18 protein-coding genes and 1 tRNA gene are annotated in these 17,835 nt (G+C 69.0%); 10 read left to right on the top strand and 9 right to left on the bottom strand.

From position 1 onward, the window contains the following. Nucleotides 1-21: 21 nt before the first annotated feature. The 3 genes from Q9R20_RS09330 to Q9R20_RS09320 are packed head-to-tail and all read left to right on the top strand — an operon-like array spanning nucleotide 22 to nucleotide 1,718. Entirely contained in the window at nucleotides 22-1,008 is a 987-nt protein-coding gene (locus Q9R20_RS09330; protein ID WP_311249090.1) for a DNA-3-methyladenine glycosylase 2 family protein, read from the top strand. A gap of 54 nt (nucleotides 1,009-1,062) precedes the next feature. Beyond that, nucleotides 1,063-1,476 (top strand): VOC family protein, encoded by a 414-nt coding sequence (locus Q9R20_RS09325; protein WP_311249089.1) that lies wholly within the window; start codon nucleotides 1,063-1,065, stop codon nucleotides 1,474-1,476. Nucleotides 1,477-1,496: 20 nt separating this feature from the next. Beyond that, nucleotides 1,497-1,718 carry a hypothetical protein gene (locus Q9R20_RS09320; protein WP_295840306.1) on the top strand — a complete coding sequence of 74 codons (222 nt, stop codon included), beginning with the start codon at nucleotides 1,497-1,499 and terminating at the stop codon, nucleotides 1,716-1,718. Between the two features lie 4 nt (nucleotides 1,719-1,722). Here the strand turns inward: Q9R20_RS09320 and Q9R20_RS09315 are convergent, their stop codons facing one another. After that, nucleotides 1,723-2,694 (bottom strand): GNAT family N-acetyltransferase, encoded by a 972-nt coding sequence (locus Q9R20_RS09315; protein ID WP_311249088.1) that lies wholly within the window; start codon nucleotides 2,692-2,694, stop codon nucleotides 1,723-1,725. Nucleotides 2,695-2,754: 60 nt separating this feature from the next. Here Q9R20_RS09315 and Q9R20_RS09310 point away from each other — a divergent pair, with 60 nt between their 5' ends. Next, nucleotides 2,755-3,045, top strand: a complete 291-nt coding sequence (locus Q9R20_RS09310; RefSeq protein WP_311249087.1) for a DUF4287 domain-containing protein — start codon at nucleotides 2,755-2,757, stop codon at nucleotides 3,043-3,045. 99 nt (nucleotides 3,046-3,144) lie between these two features. Beyond that, a complete protein-coding gene (locus tag Q9R20_RS09305) occupies nucleotides 3,145-4,008 on the top strand; it encodes a sulfurtransferase (RefSeq protein ID WP_311249086.1) in 864 nt (287 codons plus the stop codon). A gap of 4 nt (nucleotides 4,009-4,012) precedes the next feature. Here the strand turns inward: Q9R20_RS09305 and Q9R20_RS09300 are convergent, their stop codons facing one another. Beyond that, nucleotides 4,013-5,335: an NAD(P)/FAD-dependent oxidoreductase gene (locus tag Q9R20_RS09300; protein WP_311249085.1), complete on the bottom strand. Its 1,323-nt coding sequence runs from the start codon at nucleotides 5,333-5,335 to the stop codon at nucleotides 4,013-4,015. Between the two features lie 118 nt (nucleotides 5,336-5,453). After that, on the bottom strand, nucleotides 5,454-6,905 hold the full coding sequence (locus tag Q9R20_RS09295; RefSeq protein WP_311249084.1) for an amino acid permease: 1,452 nt from the start codon (nucleotides 6,903-6,905) through the stop codon (nucleotides 5,454-5,456). Nucleotides 6,906-7,031: 126 nt separating this feature from the next. Here Q9R20_RS09295 and Q9R20_RS09290 point away from each other — a divergent pair, with 126 nt between their 5' ends. Beyond that, the gene (locus tag Q9R20_RS09290; RefSeq protein ID WP_311249083.1) at nucleotides 7,032-8,234 is read left to right on the top strand and encodes an aminotransferase class I/II-fold pyridoxal phosphate-dependent enzyme; all 1,203 of its coding nucleotides are present in this window, start codon (nucleotides 7,032-7,034) and stop codon (nucleotides 8,232-8,234) included. Nucleotides 8,235-8,247: 13 nt separating this feature from the next. On the opposite strand, the gene Q9R20_RS09285 is transcribed toward Q9R20_RS09290, so the two are convergent. Then, complete coding sequence (locus Q9R20_RS09285) at nucleotides 8,248-9,060, bottom strand: Cof-type HAD-IIB family hydrolase (RefSeq protein WP_311249082.1); 813 nt, start codon at nucleotides 9,058-9,060, stop codon at nucleotides 8,248-8,250. Nucleotides 9,061-9,189: 129 nt separating this feature from the next. Further along, entirely contained in the window at nucleotides 9,190-10,728 is a 1,539-nt protein-coding gene (locus Q9R20_RS09280; protein ID WP_311249081.1) for a DUF222 domain-containing protein, read from the bottom strand. A 692-nt stretch (nucleotides 10,729-11,420) separates the two neighbouring features. Here Q9R20_RS09280 and Q9R20_RS09275 point away from each other — a divergent pair. Continuing rightward, nucleotides 11,421-12,041: a histidine phosphatase family protein gene (locus Q9R20_RS09275; RefSeq protein WP_311249080.1), complete on the top strand. Its 621-nt coding sequence runs from the start codon at nucleotides 11,421-11,423 to the stop codon at nucleotides 12,039-12,041. 399 nt (nucleotides 12,042-12,440) lie between these two features. Beyond that, complete coding sequence (locus Q9R20_RS09270; protein ID WP_311249079.1) at nucleotides 12,441-12,872, top strand: MarR family transcriptional regulator; 432 nt, start codon at nucleotides 12,441-12,443, stop codon at nucleotides 12,870-12,872. 12 nt (nucleotides 12,873-12,884) lie between these two features. On the opposite strand, the gene Q9R20_RS09265 is transcribed toward Q9R20_RS09270, so the two are convergent. Continuing rightward, nucleotides 12,885-14,381 carry an L-serine ammonia-lyase, iron-sulfur-dependent, subunit alpha gene (locus Q9R20_RS09265; RefSeq protein WP_311249078.1) on the bottom strand — a complete coding sequence of 499 codons (1,497 nt, stop codon included), beginning with the start codon at nucleotides 14,379-14,381 and terminating at the stop codon, nucleotides 12,885-12,887. Between the two features lie 146 nt (nucleotides 14,382-14,527). Here Q9R20_RS09265 and Q9R20_RS09260 point away from each other — a divergent pair. Both Q9R20_RS09260 and Q9R20_RS09255 read left to right on the top strand, forming a co-directional pair. Then, nucleotides 14,528-14,600 (top strand) — tRNA-Arg (locus tag Q9R20_RS09260). A 318-nt stretch (nucleotides 14,601-14,918) separates the two neighbouring features. Continuing rightward, on the top strand, nucleotides 14,919-15,248 hold the full coding sequence (locus Q9R20_RS09255; protein ID WP_311249077.1) for a hypothetical protein: 330 nt from the start codon (nucleotides 14,919-14,921) through the stop codon (nucleotides 15,246-15,248). A gap of 83 nt (nucleotides 15,249-15,331) precedes the next feature. On the opposite strand, the gene Q9R20_RS09250 is transcribed toward Q9R20_RS09255, so the two are convergent. Genes Q9R20_RS09250 through Q9R20_RS09240 form a run of 3 tightly spaced genes read right to left on the bottom strand, consistent with a single transcriptional unit; the run spans nucleotide 15,332 to nucleotide 17,609 of the window. Beyond that, nucleotides 15,332-16,291 carry a hypothetical protein gene (locus tag Q9R20_RS09250; RefSeq protein WP_311249076.1) on the bottom strand — a complete coding sequence of 320 codons (960 nt, stop codon included), beginning with the start codon at nucleotides 16,289-16,291 and terminating at the stop codon, nucleotides 15,332-15,334. Continuing rightward, nucleotides 16,288-16,797 (bottom strand): hypothetical protein, encoded by a 510-nt coding sequence (locus Q9R20_RS09245; RefSeq protein ID WP_311249075.1) that lies wholly within the window; start codon nucleotides 16,795-16,797, stop codon nucleotides 16,288-16,290. Before Q9R20_RS09245 ends, Q9R20_RS09250 begins: the two co-directional genes overlap by 4 nt. Beyond that, nucleotides 16,794-17,609, bottom strand: coding sequence for a TIGR04255 family protein (locus Q9R20_RS09240; protein ID WP_311249074.1), 816 nt, complete (start codon nucleotides 17,607-17,609; stop codon nucleotides 16,794-16,796). Before Q9R20_RS09240 ends, Q9R20_RS09245 begins: the two co-directional genes overlap by 4 nt. Nucleotides 17,610-17,835 lie beyond the last annotated feature (226 nt).

Below are 17,835 nucleotides of genomic sequence, written 5' to 3'. Positions count from 1 at the left end.
GGGGGGACGTAGGGTGTCGGCATGAGATCGACCGGGGTTCGCGCGCGCGTCACGCGTGAGCTCGTCGCCCCCGCCGAGCGTCCGGTCGAGACCGAGTACCGGCCGCGGCAGCCGGTCGACATCGCGCGCGCCGTCCTCGCGCAGCGTCACGGCGGCAACGACCCGACGTTCTTCCTCACGGCGCCGCTGCACGCCGGGGGTGTGCTGTGGCGCGCAAGTCGCACCCCGCTGGGGGTCGCCACCCTCGCGCTGCGGCAGCGCGTGGGAGGGGGCGTCCGCGCGGCCGCGTGGGGCCCGGGAGCCTCCTGGGCACTCGACCAGCTGCCCGCGCTGTGCGGGGCACACGACGAGCCCGACGGTTTCGATGCGTCACGGCATCCCTCCGTGGCGGAGTGGCACCGCAGACACCCCGACCTGCGCATCGGACGCACCGATCTCGTCTTCGACGCTCTGGTCAGCGCGATCATGGAGCAGAAGGTCACGAGCATGCAGGCCTTCTCGGCCTGGCGCAGCATCGTCACCTGGTACGGCGAGCGCGCACCGGGGCCCACCCCCCGGCCGATGTTCGCCCCGCCCGACGTCGACGGCTGGCGGCACGTGCCATCGTGGGCGTGGCATCGCGCCGGCCTCGAGCCGCCGCAGTCGCGCACCATCGTCGAGACCGCCCGGCGCGGCGCGTCGGTGGTGCGTGCGGCCAGCGCCGCGGTCGACGGCGAGGCGCGCGACCGCGTGTTCATCGGTCTGCGGGGCGTGGGCATCTGGACGAGCGCCGAGACGCGCATCCGCGCCTTCGGCGACCCCGACGCCGTCAGCGTCGGCGATTACCACCTCGCTCATCAGGTGGGGTTCGCACTCACCGGGCACCGCACCGACGACGACGGCATGCTCGAGCTGCTCGAGCCCTTCGCCGGGCACCGCCAGCGAGTGATCCGTCTGATCTACGCGGGTTCCGCGCTCGAGCCGCGACGCGGTCCGCGTCTGCACCCCGAAGACCACCGCGACCGCTGATCCCCGCCCACCTCCCCCGGTGACATCGTCCGGCCGCCGGTGCACACTGTCGGCATGACGACTTCACTCGTGGCGTATCTGCAGTTCCGCTCCTCGACCCGCGAGGCGATGGAGTTCTACCATTCCGTGTTCGGCGGCGAGCTCGACGTCGCCAGTTTCGACGACTTCCACATGCCCGTCGACGAGGGCGAGGGCCATCTCGTCATGCACGCGCGCCTGCGCACTCCCCGCGGTTTCGTGATCATGGCCTCCGACACCCCGTCCGGCATGGACGTCGCGCCGGCCGGGGGGTTCTCCCTGGCCCTCACCGGCGACGAGGAAGACGTTCTGCGGGAATGGTTCGCCGGGCTGGCCGAGGGCGGCCGCATCGAGATGCCCGTCGACGTGCCGCCGTGGGGCGGTCTGTACGGCACCCTCGTCGACCGCTTCGGCGTGGCCTGGATGGTCGCGGTCGGCGAGGCCGACTGAGTCGCCCCTAGGCTGGGCCCATGATGCAGACGGGAACGGGCTGGCCGCGCGGACGCACCTATTGGGTTCTCGGCAGCGTGCTGCTGTTCGGGCTCGGCATCCTGTTCGGGCTGGTGTGGCAGAACGTCTGGCTCGGGATCGTGATCGCCGCGGCCGTGTCGATCGGCTGGCTGATCGCGTTCGAGTCGAGCCGCGGCCGCAACGTCGGCGTCAACGACGAGGACAACGGCATCCAGCTCTAGCGGTTCAGGGCGCAGCGATCTCGGACACGTAAAGCTCGCACTCGGCGTCGTAGTAGTCCCGCGTCCGGCCCATCGCCCGCATGCCGATCCGTTCGGCCACCGCGCCCGAGGCGTGGTTGGCCGGGTTGGTCACCGCGACGACGCGATCGATCCCGTTCCGGTGCGCGAGGGAGAGCATCGCCGATGCCGCCTCGGTCGCGTATCCGTGACCCCACGCGTCGGGGTGGAAGTGCCAGCCGATCTCGACGTCCTCATCACGTCCGCCGTCGACCGCGGTCGACCACGGGATGCGTTTGAGCAGGACCGATCCGAGACGTTCGCCGTCGGCGGTGGTGATCGCACGCACACCGAAGAAGCCCTCGGCGAGCGTCTGCCAGCGGTCGAGCAGATCGACGACCTCAGCGGGATTTGTCATGACTCGACCGTTGGCGAGGTACCGTCGCACTTCGGACCGGCGGTACATGTCGAAGAGGAAGGCGTGGTCCTCGTCGGATCGCGTCCACTCGCGCAGCACGAGTCGCTCGGTCGTGAGGTTCGTGCGCCGCATCGGTACGTGCGGAATGCCGTCCTCGGCGAACGGTGCACCGGACACGGCGAACCCGAACCGGCCGTACCAGGGTGCGAGGTGCGCCTGCGCGTCGAGCAGGATCGGGATGCCGGGGGCCTCGGCATCCAGGAGCTCGATCGCTGCGCGCATGAGGTCGGCGGCGATGCCGCGGCCTCTCGCCGCGGGGGCGGTGGCGACCCGGCCGATGCGGGTGTTGCCGGTCTCGCGCAGGACGCGGAGGGTGGCCAGGACGTCGTCGCCGTCGGACGCCCAGAAGAGCTCGGTGCCGGGCTCGATGTCGCGACCGTCGATCTCGGGGTAAGCGGCTTCCTGCTCGACGACGAAGACGGCGACGCGCATCCACAGGATGCGGTAGAGCGTGAGCGGCGGGATGTCGGCGACGGGCGCCCGATGGAGGGAGACGACCATGATCCGACGCTATCGCGATCGTCCTGGCCGGATGTCGGAGGGGACCGCTACGGTCGGGTCATGTCCTTCCAGTCGTACCTCGACAACATCGAGACCAAGACGGGGCTCACCCCGCGCCAGTTCATCGCCCTCGCCGAGGAGCACGGTTTCGGCCCCGGCACGAAGGCGACCCCCATTCTCGAGTGGCTGAAGACCGACTACGACCTCGGGCGCGGTCACGGAATGGCGCTCGTGCACGTCATCACCAAGGGGCCGCAGATCAGCGACGCTCACGTCGGCCGCTCCGGCCCGCACGGCGACAAGAGCGACACGCTCTGGCTCGACGGCGCGGCGACGAATCCGAACCCCTGACCTCCGATAGCGCCGAAACGCCGCGACGCCGGACGAGTCCGCAGCGCGACGGCCGCACCCGCGGCGGCGCGACCGCCGGCGAGGCGTCAGACTGAGGGCATGGCCTCGATCCTCACCACCGCCGAAGAGTTGCACGACGCCCTGATCGCGCGTCGATACGACGACGGCGGGCCGGTCCGCCTGCTCGACGTGCGGTGGCGGCTCGACCGACCCGACGGGCGCCCCGACCACCGCTCCGGACACATCCCCGGCGCGCAGTACGTCGCCCTCGACGAGGACCTCGCCGATCACCACGCCCCCGCCAGCGAAGGTCGGCATCCGCTCCCCTCGGTCGAAAAGCTGCAGGCCGCGGCCCGTCGCTGGGGGATCAGCCGAGGTGACACCGTCGTGGTCTACGACGACGCGAAGAACACGGCGAGCGCGCGGGCCTGGTGGCTCCTGCGCTTCGCCGGATTCGCGGACGTGCGCCTTCTCGACGGGGCGCTGCGCGCGTGGACCGACGCCGGCTACGACTTCGAGAAGGGGGATGCCGAGACCCCGGCGCCCGGAACGGTCGACCTGTCGTACGGCGCGCTGCCGTCGCTCGCGCTCGACGAGGTCGCGGCGTTCGCCGAGGACGGACTCCTCCTCGACGCGCGCGCCGCTGAGCGCTATCGCGGCGAGACCGAGCCCATCGATCCGCGCGCGGGTCACATTCCCGGGGCCGTGAGCGCCCCGACCATCGACAACGTGGGCGAGGACGGACGGTTCCGCTCCCCCGACGAGCTGCGCACGCGGTTCCGCATGCTCGGCGCCGAAGACGGCGTGAGCGTCGGCGTCTACTGCGGGTCGGGGGTGACCGCGGCGCACCAGGCGGTCGCGCTCAGCCTCGCCGGCTTCGAACCGCGGGTGTTCCCGGGGTCGTGGAGCCAGTGGTCGAACCACCCCGAGCTGCCGGTCGCGACAGGCCCCGATCCGCGGTGACCGTTCAGGCCCAGAGCTCGCTGACGGGGATGTCGATACCGAGCACGTTCTGGGCCGCCCGGTGTCCCGAGAGCAGGGCACCGGGAACCGTCGCCGGGTCGTCGCCCCATGTCGCCTCGCCGGCGAGATGGAGCACGCCGTCGACGGGCTCGGCGAGGTCGTCGTGGTCGGCGCCGACGGAGCCGGGGAGCATGAACGCGTAGGAGCCGCGCGAGAAGGGGTCGTCCTGCCAGCGGGTGACGATCGCGCTCGTCGGATCCGGGACGGTGTCGCCGTAGAGGCGGCGCAGCTGGGCCATGGTCGAGGCGACGATGTCCTCGTCGGCCCACGTGCGCGTGGCGACCGCGGCAGGTCCGGCCGCGAAGGTCAGGAGGGCCGGCTCGTCGTGCAGACGGCCCAGGTCGTACCAGGAGTGCCACCACTCCCCCTCGTCGCCGAGCTGACGGATGCCGTAGACCCCGGCATCCCAGAACCGCTCGGCGAAGCGCAGCACGACCTTCTCGAAGGCGTTCATGCGGAGGAGACCGAGGGCCCGCCGATGGGTCTCGGGCAGCGGCGGCTCGATCAGGAGATCCCCGGCCTGGAGGACGCCGACGGGGACGGTGATGACGACCTGTCGAGCACGGAAGACGCCGCGGTCGGTCACGACGGTCACGCCCTCGCTCGAGCGGTCGACCTGCGAGGCGAGGTGCTCGAGACGGACGTCGAGGCCGGCGGCGAGGTTCGTCGCGAGCTCGTCGTACCCGCGGGGAAAGACGACCTCGTCACCGTTCACCGTGTCGTCGTCGAGGCCGTGCGCGCCGAGCTCGCCCATGCCGACGCCGTACTGCTCCTGGGCGCGGCGGTCGTTGTACTCGCGGACGCGTTCCTTGCGTTCGGCATCCCAGTCCTGCTCGGCGAGCGCGCGCTCGACCGCGTCGCCGTAGGTCGCCTCGGCCCCCGCCCCGGCGATGATCTTTGCAAGGGCGGCGTTCAGCGTGCGGATGTCGGCCGCGTACTGGCGCACCGCGTCGGCCTCCAGACGCCGGCCGCGTGCGTCGAAATAAGTCAGCGGCCGGGAGTCGGGCTGATATCCGCCGACGGTGAACTCGACCATCGGCATGCCGAAGGCGCGGGCCGCCGCCGCGACGGGGCTCTCGTGGATGCCGTGGATCCACGAGGCTCCGCGGTCGGTGATGTGCCCGCCGGAGCGGTCGGTGTGCACGCGTCCGCCTACACGGTCGCGGGCCTCGATCACGACGACCCGACGCCCGCCTCGCGCGATCAAGCGGGCTGCGGCCAGCCCCGACACGCCCGCCCCGATGACGATGACGTCGACGGTCTCCATGGGTCCTCCCGCGTGCTCGCTGTTGCGGCGACGCTACTGCGGGCGGCGAGGCCACGGCATCCGCCACTCCGGCGTGCGGGGAGGCGCGGGATGGACGCCGTGTACGGCCCGCGGCGGGTCAGGCGACCGGCGCCTCCTCGTCCCGACGGGTGGGCGTGATGCCCTTGCGTCCGTAGCGCAGCCAGAAGAACAGGTAGCACAGACCCACGAACGGGATGCCGAAGTACAGGGCGGCGACCTGGTTCGGGTCGAAGGCGATCGCGACGATCGACGCGGTCAGCAGCACGAACGCGAGGATCGGCACGAGCGGGTAGAACGGCGTGCGGTAGGCGAGCGTGGAGAGATCGCCGCCCTCGCGCAGGAACGCGCGCCGGTGGAAGAACTGGGCGGCCACGATGGCCATCCACACCGCCACCGCCGCGAAACCGGCGATCGACACGAGCACGATGTACACCGTCTCGGCGGCGACGACGCTCGTGATCAGCGACACGAGGCCGATCGCGAGGCTGACGAGCAGGGCGACCATGGGGATGCCGCGGCGGGTCAGCTTCGTGAAGGCGCGCGGCGCGTAGCCCTCCTCGGCGAGCGAGAACAGCATGCGAGCGCACGAGTACAGCCCGCTGTTGCCCACCGAGAGCAGGGCGGTGATGACGACGAAGTTCATGATGTCGGCGGCGTACGGCACACCGACGATGTCGAAGACCTCGACGAAGGGGCTCTCGCTGACGCCCGCCTTGTCGTAGGGCAGGAGGGCGGCGATGACGACGATCGAGCCCACGAACAGCACCAGCAGACGCAGCACCGTCGAACGCAGCGCGCGCGGGATGTTGCGGGCCGGATCCTTCGTCTCCCCCGCGGCGACGCCGACGATCTCCGCCCCGCTGAAGGCGTAGAAGACCGCGAGCGAGGTGATGAGCACGCCGCCGAGGCCGGCCGGCAGGAGCCCCTCGGGCGTGACGAAGTTGCTGAGCAGCACCGCCTCGTGCGGCTCGGACGACAGCGGGGTGAAGCCGAAGATCGCCATGCCGCCGAGGACGATGAGCGCAACGATCGCGAGGACCTTGATGAGGGCGAACCAGAACTCCGTCTCGCCGAACACGCGCGCCGAGATGGCGTTCAAGGTGAACAGCACCGCCGCGAAGACCACGCACCACACCCACACGTCGACGTTCGGGAACCAGCGCTGCATGAGGATTCCGGATGCCGTGAACTCGGACCCCAGAGCCACCACCCAGCACAGCCAGTACAACCACGCCGTGGCGAATCCGGTCGCGGGACCCATCGTCCGGGCGGCGTAGATGTGGATCGAGCCCGACACCGGGTAGGTGACCGCGAGCTCGCCCAGGCACACCATGACGAGCCACACCACGAACGCGCCGAGCAGATAAGCGAGCACGGCGCCGAGCGGACCCGCCTGCGCGATCGTGTAGCCCGAGCTGAGGAACAGCCCCGACCCGATGACACCGCCGAGGGCGATCATGACGAGGTGCCGGGCGCTCATCGCCCGGCGGAGCTGCCGCGGCTCGGTCGATCCGGCGGTCTCGACGGAGGGACCCGAGGGTCGGTTCATGGTGCTTCTCGCATTCGTCGTCGAGCCCGCGCGTTCGGGCGACCGCAGGTCAGAGTAGTTCATGACCGCTGGCTACGCTGAACGGGGCGCACCGAGTCCCCCCGGTGCGGCAGGAAGGACGCCGAGATGGCCGATCGCCCCGACCGCACCGTCAGCGACACCCTCGCCGAGGCGAGCCTCGCCGTGCACGGCGGGATCGAGCTCGACAGCACCCGCGCGCTGCGCACACCCCTGGTGATGTCGAATTCCTTCGCGCTGCCCGACGATCCCAGCGAGATCAGCTGGTCGGCGACCGCGCCCGGCCTCTACACGCGCAACACGGGCGTCAACCAGCAGGCTCTGGAGCGCAAGCTCGCGGCCCTCGAGCGCGGCGAGGACGCCGTGGCATTGGCATCCGGGGTCGCCGCACTGCACGCGGTGTTCTTCACGCACGTGCGAGCGGGAGATCACGTCGTCGTCAGCGACGTCGTCTACGAAGCGACCTGGCGGCTGTGGACCGACCTGCTCCCCCGCCGGTACGGCATCGCGGCGACGTTCGTCGACGTCTCCGATCCGGATGCCGTGCGCGCGGCGATGCGTCCCGAGACCCGCCTCGTGTGCGTCGAGGCCATCGCCAACCCCACGACGAAGGTCGCGGACGTGGCTCTGCTCGCCGATATCGCGCATGAGGGCGGGGCCATCCTGATGGTCGATTCGACGTTCACCCCGCCGCCCTTCTACCGCCCGCTCGCCGACGGGGCCGACCTCGTCGTGCACTCGCTGACGAAATACATCAACGGGCACGGCGACGCGATGGGCGGGGCCGTCATCGGACGGACCGAGCTGATCGAGCCCATCAAAGCCGACGCGATGGTCGACGTCGGAGGGGTGATCTCCCCGTTCAACGCGTGGCTGATCCAGCGCGGGTCGGTGACCCTCCCTCTCCGTCTTCGGCAGCACTTCGCGTCGGCGCAGCGGGTGGCCGAGTTCCTCGAGGCGGATGAGCGCGTCGCGTTCGTCGCCTATCCGGGTCTGCCCTCGCATCCGCAGCACGAGCTCGCTCGCCGCCAGTTCGGCGGGGAGGATTACGGCGGGATGATGGCGTTCGCGGTGACGGGCGACCCGGACGCGCAGAACCGTTTCGTCGCGCAGCTGCGCCTCATCACCTCGGGCTTCTCGCTGGGGCACGACGACAGCCTGATCGTGCACACCGCGGCGGACGGCCCGCGCACGGCGACCTACCCCGAGGAGTTCCGCCGGTACGGTCACCTGCGCCTGTCGGTGGGACTCGAGGACGCCGACGACCTCATCGCCGACCTCGGGGCGGCGCTGGAGGCGTCTCGGCTCTGACCAGGGCCGTCGTTCAGGATGCCGGGAACAGCTGCGCGATCGTGGTGAGGACACCGTGGTCGGCGTTGGAGGGTGCCCGGTGGCGGGCGCGGGCGACGACCTCGGGGTGGGCATTCTGCATCGCGTAGGACCACTCCGCGGCGTCGAGCATCTCGAGGTCGTTGAGGTAGTCGCCGAAAGCGGCCGTCTGAGCCGGCGCGATGGCGAGGGCGTCCTGCAAGCGGCGCAGGGCGGCGCCCTTGTCGACACCGGGGTTCATGATGTCGGCCCAATGGCGGGCCGAGACGACCACGCGGTGCGTCGCCGCGATCTCGTCGAGGGCGCGTCCGACGCTGTCCTCGGCGGGTGCGAAGTCGTAGATCGCGATCTTGAGGACGTCGTCGTCGATGTCGAGCAGGTCATCGACGGCCTCGAGCGCGGCGTAGTAGGTCGCCGCGTGCGCGGGGAAGGTGCCGTCGGTGCGCTCGATGTAGGCGGAACGCTTGCCGCAGACGACGACGCCGAGATCGTAGCCGTCGGCCACTAGGGTCCGAAGGTGGTGGATGGCGCGCTCGACCACGGCGGGCTCGATCACGTCGGCGGCCACCTCCTCGCCCGCCCGAACGACGTAGGCGCCGTTCTCGGCGATGAACGTCATCTCGCTCGAGGCAGCACCGAACGCCTGCTGAAGGGTCGCCATTTGACGCCCGGAGGCGGGCACGAAGGACACGTCACGCTCCGCGAGGCGCGGCAGCATCTCCCAGAGGGGAGTCGGGATCTTGCCGTCGGCGTCGAGCAGGGTTCCGTCCATGTCGACGGCGATCAGGCGGATGTCGTGGTCGGGCACCCGTCCATCCTGGCAGGGCGGGGTGAGGGGGCGGCGATGTCGGTCGGTCGGGGGCGCGGGCGCGGGCGCACACGAACCGTCCGGAACCCCACGGTCCCGTTCGAGCCCGCGGGCGGCGGTCGGCGACGGTCAGAACGGCATCGGTTCTCGGCGCCGAGGGTGGGGTGGCGTCGGTGGTTCGTCGGTGGTGAATCGCACGGCCGGCGCGTACGGCAACGGATGGTCGGTGTAGATCCGCCCGGTGGGTGAGGTGAACTCGATGACTCCGCCGGGGAGTTGTCGGACTTGCCAGCGGGTGAATTGTTTCTGGGTGTGGTGTCGTTGGCAGAAGTGGCAGAGGTTACACACGTGGGTTTTGCCGCCGAGGGCGTAGTCGAGGTTATGGTCTACTTCGCAGCGGATCGCGGGGGCGGTGCAGCCGGGCCACCGGCAGTGTCGGTCGCGGGCGCGGAGGTATCGGTCGATCGCGGCGCTCCGCTGATACGTGTCGGTGCAGAGTACGGCCCCGGTGACGGGGTTCGTCACCACGCGGTCCCAGGGCACTCTCGTCGTCTCGGCGAGGTGTCGGGCGGTGTCGATGTCGATGGGTCCGTGTCCGACGAGTTCGGCGGGGTCGATGTTCTCCCGCTCGGGGTTCAGGACCGACAGTGCGGGGACGACGACTTGCACCCGCGCGCGGATGGCGCCGAGTGCGCCGGGGCCGTCGTCGGTGCGGGTGGGGTCGGCGTCGGGGGCGGCGGTGAGGAGCAGATCGGCGAGGATGTCGGCGCGCACCTGATCCGCGCTGCGAGCGTCCGGGTCGGCGTCGCCGCTCGTGCCCCCGCTTGGGATCGGGTTGCCCCCGTACGCTTCGCCCCCAGTCGACTCGGAGGCAGAGGCAGAGGCAGATGCAGACGCCGTGTCGCCGGATCGGGAAGGCGGGCCCGCAGTGGTCTCGCCCGCCGGTGTCAGACCGAACGCGGCGCCCGCCCCGTCTCGCGTCACCGCCGCAGGCTGTGGCGCGTCAGCGTCCTGCCGCGCGTCGATCAGCGCCCGGGACTGCTGCGTCAACCGGTCATAGATCCCCACCGCCAACACCGTCGGAAGAGTCGCGATCAGATCGGACATCCCGTTCTCACCCCGCACCACCCGCACGCATCGTTCCTCACGGCCCCGCTGGTGCCGTTCCGTGATCGTGGTCGGCTGCAACCGCTCCGCCAGAGTCGCCAACCGTGCCCGCAGCCGTCCGGGACTCAACCCCTCCGCCGTGGCGACGGCGAGAACATCGAACTCCCCGCGCTTGTCGAGCGGCACCGGGGTGCCGGCATCCATGATCGCCTGCACATGAGCCCGGGAGAGCGCGCCCGCCTCCCACGCGTCGACCGTCGCCGGAAAGTGATCGATGAGCGTCATCGCTCGCCCGATCTGCGCCTGCACCGACCGGTCGGACAGGCACCCCGCTGCCGCGATCTCCGACGCCACCTCCCGCAGCGCCATCTCCGCCGCCCGAGACGAGGCCCGCTGCCCGCCCATGACCTCGAGGGACAGACGCCCCGCGCGGGCCAGCGCTCGGGTTCTGCGGGCTTCGGCGGCCGCGAGAGCGGCATCCGCGTCGAGCACCTCGCGCAGCACGACCGCAAGGGGGTCGGCCCCGTCAGGTGGTGGGGGTGAAGGTGTCGGAAAGCTCATGCAGGCATGCTAGCCCGAACCTCCGACATTGGACCGCTGACCGGGGCTTTCTGTGGATAGATAAGGCAGTTCAGCCCCTGGGGAGGAGCCGTCGCTGAACAAACCCGCGGCGGCGAACCTATGAATAACGAAAAGATCACGGCACCCTCTTCCGATCCGTTACCTCACCGTTATAGAGTGCTTGCACGGTAGTTGTTTTGCTGTGGCAGCTACCGACATGTGATTGCAGGACACTCTGGTGCAGGAAAGGGCCGGTCGGGAATCCCCCGACCGGCCCTTCGTCTTCCTGGGCCGCACGCCGGTCCTCGGCATCCGGCCTTCGGCTCGACGACGATCGCCGAGACAGCAGCGGAGTCAAAGCACCCCGACGTTGCGTCGAACAGAGCAGCCCGTAGCCCGCAGACGAAGTCACCAGACCAAAGCCCCGCCCGAGCACGGACGCCGCGCAGACCCGGGCTCACGCACTGCCTGCGAGCGCCCAGCCGACGCCGTCGCACCACACCTTGCCCTGAATACCGGGCCCGCACGCTCGGCCAACTCCGACGCCAAGCCGCCCCCGTCTGAGCCCCCGACCCCCGACCCAACCCACTGAAGACACCCCCGCGGCGAAACCACGCCACCCACCCCGCACCAGAACCAACACCCGGCAACACGACGCCCCGACCCCCACTCCAACCGAGGAGGATGGCGGAGTGAAGGATGCAGATCTGACCGAGCCCGACGGGCGCATCGTGCTCGTTCGCCACGGCGAGACGGAGTGGAGCCGCAGCGGCCGACACACCGGCCTCACCGACATCCCGTTGACAGAGACGGGGGCCTACAAGGCCGAGCTGGCGGGCACCCTGCTCGCCACGCGCCGCTACGACCTCGTGCTCACGAGCCCTCTCCAGCGAGCCGTGGAGACCGCGAACCGCGCGGGCTACCCGGGGGCGGAACCCGATCCGCGACTCGTCGAGTGGGATTACGGCGCCTACGAGGGACTCACCACGCCGGAGATCGTCGCGCAGCTGGGTCGCCCCTGGACGATCTGGCAGGCGGGCGCCCCCGCCGGCGACACCCCGGGCGAGAACGTCGAGCAGGTCACCGCGCGCGCGGAGTCGCTCCTCGCGGAGCTGCGACCGCGCGTGCGGGCCGGAGACCAGATTCTGCTGTTCTCGCACTCGCATTTCTTGCGGGCGTTGGCCGGCACCTGGCTCGGCCTGACCGCCGCGGGCGGCCGCTACTTCGTGCTGGGGACCTCGGCGGTGAGTGAACTCGGCCTCGAGCACGGCAACGAGGTCATCACGCAGTGGAACCACGTCCGCGGCCGGTGACTCCGAAGCGATCGGGTAACGACGAAAATCGGTCACGAAAATATAACGGCGACCTCTTCCCCTCCGTTACCTCACCGTTATAGAGTGCTCGCACGGTAGTTGTTTTGCTGTGGCAGCTGCCGACATGTGATTGCAGGACACTCTTGGTGCAGGGACAAGGGCCGGTCGGAAGCCTCTCCGACCGGCCCTTTCTCTGTGCGGATGCCGCCGCGCCGCCGCCCCGGTCCGCGCAACGCCGAGAGCCGCTGCGAACGTCGGCCCAACGGCTGCGGGCGCCGGAACCTACGTCACCCGCCCTCACCCGTCGTCTCATGCGCCCGAATGCATCCGCCGCGCAACCCCCACCCTGATCGCCCCCGCCTCGGGCGGAAATCCCCCGCTCGCCTCTACGCTGAAGGGATGACCGATCGACGCCTCGCCGTGCAGGCCTGGGAGAGCCTCTTCCGCGCGCAGCACGAGGTGTTCGAGGACATCCGTTCCGATTTCGACAGCAAAGAACTGACGCAGGCCGAGTACGACGTCCTCCTCACCGTCACGCGCGCGCCGCGCATGACCGCGCGCCTGCGCGACGTGACGGGCAACATGCTCATCAGCCAGCCGAGCGTGTCGCGTCTCGTCGAGCGGATGGTGCACCGGGGACTGCTGACCAAATGCGCTGACCCGGAGGACGGGCGGGGTTCCCTCGTCACGGCCACCGAGAACGGCGCCGTGGTCTTCCGGCGCATCGCCGCCGCGCACGGACGCTCGATCGCCGAACGCATGGCGCGCCTCGACGACGACGAGCTGGCGCAGCTGTACGAACTCACCGCGAAGCTGCGCGGCACCGTCTGAGCGCGACGACCCTCAGCACTCGATGACGTTGACCGCGAGGCCGCCCTCGCTGGTCTCTTTGTACTTCGTCGACATGTCGATACCGGTCTGACGCATCGTCTCGACCACGGCATCGAGCGAGACGTAGTGCGAACCGTCGCCGCGCAGCGCCAACCGCGCCGCGGTGACCGCCGTCGACGCCGCGATCGCGTTGCGTTCGATGCACGGGATCTGCACGAGACCGCCCACCGGGTCGCAGGTGAGCCCCAGGTGGTGCTCCATGGCGATCTCGGCGGCGTTCTCGATCTGCCGGTTCGTGCCGCCCATCACCGCGGTCAGCCCACCCGCGGCCATCGCGCACGCCGAACCGACCTCGGCCTGGCACCCGCCCTCGGCTCCCGAAATGGAGGCGTTCGCCTTGAACAGCGAGCCCAGGGCGGTCGCGGTCAGCAGGAACCGACGGATGCCCCGGCGCCGGTTGGCGTCGGCGACGTCGTCGTCGTCCCAGTGCGAGACCTCGGTGCGCGTCACCGCGTGACCGTCGTAGCCGAGCAGTGCGCTGCCGACGAGCTCGCCGTGCGGGGTGACGGCATTGCCGACGCCGAGCCCGGAGTCGGCGAGGAAACGCCACCAGTACATCGCCACCGCCGGGAGGATCCCCGCCGCCCCGTTCGTCGGCGCCGTGACGACCCGACCGCCGGCCGCGTTCTCCTCGTTCACCGCGAGAGCGAACGCCCCGAGCCACTCCCCCGGAAGTTCTCGATGACCGTCGGCTTCGATGGCATCCAGTTGACCGCGGATGACGGCGGCCCGGCGTTTGACCTTCAGGATGCCGGGCAGCACCCCGTCGTTGTGCAGTCCGGCGTCGACGCAGGCGGCCATCGCGTCCCAGATGCGATCGAGGCCGGCGGCGATCTCCTCATCGGAACGCAGCGCCGCCTCGTTGAGCCGCGCGGCCTCGGCGATGGTGATGCCGCGCTCGTCGCACAGGGCCAACAGGGTCGCGGCGTCGTCGAAGGCGAGCGGGAGGGGCGCGGACGCCACCCGGGGCGGCTCCCCCTCGCGGCGGATGAACCCGCCGCCGATCGAGTAAAACGTCTCTTCCGCCAACGCGGCTCCGTCGGCGTCGCGCGCGACGAGCGTCATGGCGTTCGGGTGACCGGGGAGGCGGGTGCGCGGCTCGAGGGCGATGTCGCCCTGGGAGAAGGGCACCTCGTGCTCGCCGGCGAGCGCCAGCGCCCGGCCATCGGGCCAGTCCGACCACGCCCGGCGGACGGCAGCCGGGTCGACGGTCTCGGGATCGAGACCCTGCAGTCCCGCGACGACCGCGTCGGGGGTGCCGTGACCGATACCGGTGGCCCCGAGCGAGCCGTAAAGCGCACAGGAGACGGATGCCACACGCTCCAGGCCGCCGTCGGCGCGCAGGCGGGTGACGAAGTCGAGGGCGGCCTTCATGGGGCCGACGGTGTGGGAGCTCGAGGGTCCGATCCCGATGGAGAACAGCTCGAACGCGGAGGTGTATGCGCTCATCCCGCCAGCGTACGTCTCCTCCCCGACACCCGCCGGTCACCGTTGCGCCACGCCCGGGATGCACGCGGTTCGGGGCCGATTAGACGTCTCACACGGTCCCGGCTATGCTGGACCACGGCCTGCGCGCCGTTTCGCGCGGAGGCCCTGCGCCCGTAGCTCAATGGATAGAGCATCTGACTACGGATCAGAAGGTTAGGGGTTCGAGTCCCTTCGGGCGCACACTGTGTTGAGACAGTGAAAGGCCTGGTCCAGGAGTAATCCGGACCAGGCCTTGTCTCATTCTTGGACGACAAGTCACGGAGGCTGGGCAATTGAGGGGCATTTCGCGCCCCAGATCGAGAGCCCTCAGTTAGTGACGACAAGCCGCTCAAAGGTGCACGCGCCGCGGTGATGTACGGCGACACATCGGTGTCGGGGGTCGACCGTAGCGTCTGCCCATGCCCTCCCGCAGATTGAGCCCACGCACAGCCCTGGATGTCGCATGGTCGGCGACGATCACCAGGAGCTTGCTCACGAACGATCCCGGGCCCGTACTGGATGAGCTACGCGCGCTCGCCGGAGACGATCACGCTGTGCGCCGCGCTCGCCGCCGAGATCGACGGCGCGGGCCCGTGGTTCAGGTACATCGAGAACGGCGCTCACGTGGCAGTCACGGCGCTCCCCGCGCGTAGCTGCGCGTCGGTCTCGACCATCCACGCCGAGACCTCGGCGCAGGCGTATCGCCCTCTCTTGCGCGGCATTGGACCCACGCCCGAGTCGGTCCAGGCTCGCAGCGCAGCGGTGGAGATGCCGAGGCGTCTGGCTGCCGCGGAGGTGGACAGAGACTTGATGGTTGCCATACCCAACAACCTGTCGAGTCCCGATTGAACGTTCGCCCGTCGCACAGTAAAGATCACCCGCCGAACGCCCAAAGTCACCCGAGGTGCGGGTGCCCGAGCGGGAGCGGCCATTCAAACGGCTACGACTGCCCCGTCTCCTGAGGAATCCGAGAGGACCGAAAAGTCCAACGTCTCTGACGATTTGAGGAGCTTGTACGTGTATTCCGCGTCCGACACGACACTCAACTCGATAGACGCCACTTCAACGGTCGCGTCGGGCAGGACTGCATCAGCGAGGGCGTCGATCCACAAGTCCCACAGCACGACGACCGCAGCGTCGTTCTCGGCCTCGATGTTCTTCAAGATCAGCTGAGACACACGCTCCATAGTCATGGTTGCAGGCATCTCGCCACTCTTCAGGTCTGTGACCGTCGCTACGCTCCAACGCCACGACGAGTCTCGGGCGTCGGCCGGGGGCAAGCATTCCTCGGGGATGACGGCGGTGATGCTGATGTCCCGACCGGCAGACTCCCAATCGAGGCAGGAGATGCGAAATTCGTCGATCAGCCGTAGAACTAGCGCTCGCGACGTGTTCTTTTCGTGCCAATCAGCGATCTTGCTCTTCATCTTGCTCAGGCAGTCGTGAACTGCGTCGGGGAAGGCAAACCGATGAAGTCCACGACCGATCCGGGCGGACAGACGGTCCGCGGCTTCTCCGCTTCGCTCCTGGACCGCGTGGGTTAGAACCGCAGCGCCATTCAAGACAGCCCGAGGGACGGAGATTATGCGTTCCAGATCAGCGACGTGGTTCGGCTCCGCGCCGACTGGGATCAGTAGCGGCTTGGCTCCCTTGCGGACCGCCGACATCACCGATGCGGGCACCTCAGAGACGGGCGCTACCAGGACACGGTCACGATCTTGGACCAAGTCGCAGGTCTGACTCATTAGGACGACACCGTTCGGCGTTTCGACCTGCTCGGGGTCTTTGTCGTCACCGACCCAGTAGCTGAGATGGTCGAGCGCGACGGTGTCGCCTTGCGCAGCCTCGCTCCAATTCAGCGGCTCCCCCAAGCCGCCCCGATCCGGGCTCACAGACCCAGGCGTTCCTCAACCGGAACGCCAAATTTGATTCTCTGCGGCGCGTCCGCCTTGGCTGCGAACTGCTTGAAGAGGCTGGGTCCGTTCGAAGAATCGAGAAGAATCTTGCGCCGCTCTTCCGGCGAGCGTGCGGACAGCGAGAAGACCAGCATCTCCAGCTCGCGCAGCCGCTCCTCATGGACCGGAGCTATCGCGGTGCCAGCCGCCCAGTTGTGAATCGACCGCCGAGACACCCCCATGAGCCGACCCAGCTGATCCGCCGTCAACCCAGACTCCACCTTCAGATTGGCCACGAGCGCAGACAGGTCATCGGCGGGCTCCGCCTGAACCGCAAAGGGGCCCGTTGCCGTTCCGATACCGGCATGAAGTACCTCGTCGGAGAAAATCATCCAGGCCGACTCCGCTGCTTCGCGCGGCTCGTCGATAACAACGGCCCAAGGCGAGACAATCATTGCGAGCGACGCCGTGATGCCCAGTCCGGTCGTGGTTATACCGCTCATGAGTGACCATCCAGTCGCTGTTCCGCTTGTTCTTTGAGCACCAGTTTAAAGAAATCGTAGGCCGTGTCGGCCAGTCGACCGGCGACTGCCTGAATTTGGCCGCTCGAATAGACCATCCTCAACTCCTGCGAGGCGTCCAGATCCAGCACCCACGATTGAAGGGGTACTGGCTGGATGGACGGGTCCATTGTTTCGTTGGGACCGAGATAGCCAGACCGCACATGCAGAGTCACGTCTTCCGCCCTGTAAATAGCCTGGCTCAGGGTGTTGACGAGCTGCACGCCGTGGTCCCCCTCTAGACCCGCCATTCCCAAGACGCGACGGTCGAAGATCTCGGGCAGCTCAGACATGAAGTCAGGCTCGGACAGACGGTTCACATACCGAACACCCACGCGATCTGTGACCTGAATCTTCAGCACGCTGTGCAATAGGCCAACGATCTGGTCTAGACGTTCAGCCAACTCGGAGTAGCGGTAGTCCTCGTGGGGGGCGCAGTAGAGACTGACGAATGTCTTCGTCAGTTGAACGACCCACACATCGTCGATGGATCGCCATTGATAGGTGGTTTCACCTCGAACCTGCTGCACACCCTCAGGGGTGATTTGAAATCCCTGATCAACGATCTCGTGGTACAGCGGGAAATTGTCTAGGTTCTTGCCAAACGTGAGCGCAAGCTCTTTGAAGTCCAAGGCGAGATGGCCATGCTCGGGCCAGCGGACCTGTACCAGGACGAGGGCCAGGGGCGCGCGGGACATCTCCACACGGCGCTTTGGGTCGCCGGTGAACGGGCGGAAGCGCACTCTTTCGGTCATGCTTCACACTCTATTTCACACCCCCGACATTGAGCCAGGGGGAACCTAGGAGCATATGATGCAACACCCAGGAGCCCCCGCGAGACGCTGAGCTTCACTGCCGAACAGCGGGTCGCGTGGTGAACCTGGCGCGGGGGTTCTTCGCCCTGCCGACCGTGGTCGACTCGTGGCCCCTCCCGTCCCACAGGGTGGCGGCTTGTGTCCATTCTAGGGCGTGAGTGGCCCC

The sequence above is a fragment of the Microbacterium sp. PRF11 genome (assembly GCF_031844085.1).
GTDB lineage: Bacteria > Actinomycetota > Actinomycetes > Actinomycetales > Microbacteriaceae > Microbacterium.
This window is presented reverse-complemented; position numbering and strand designations above follow the sequence as displayed.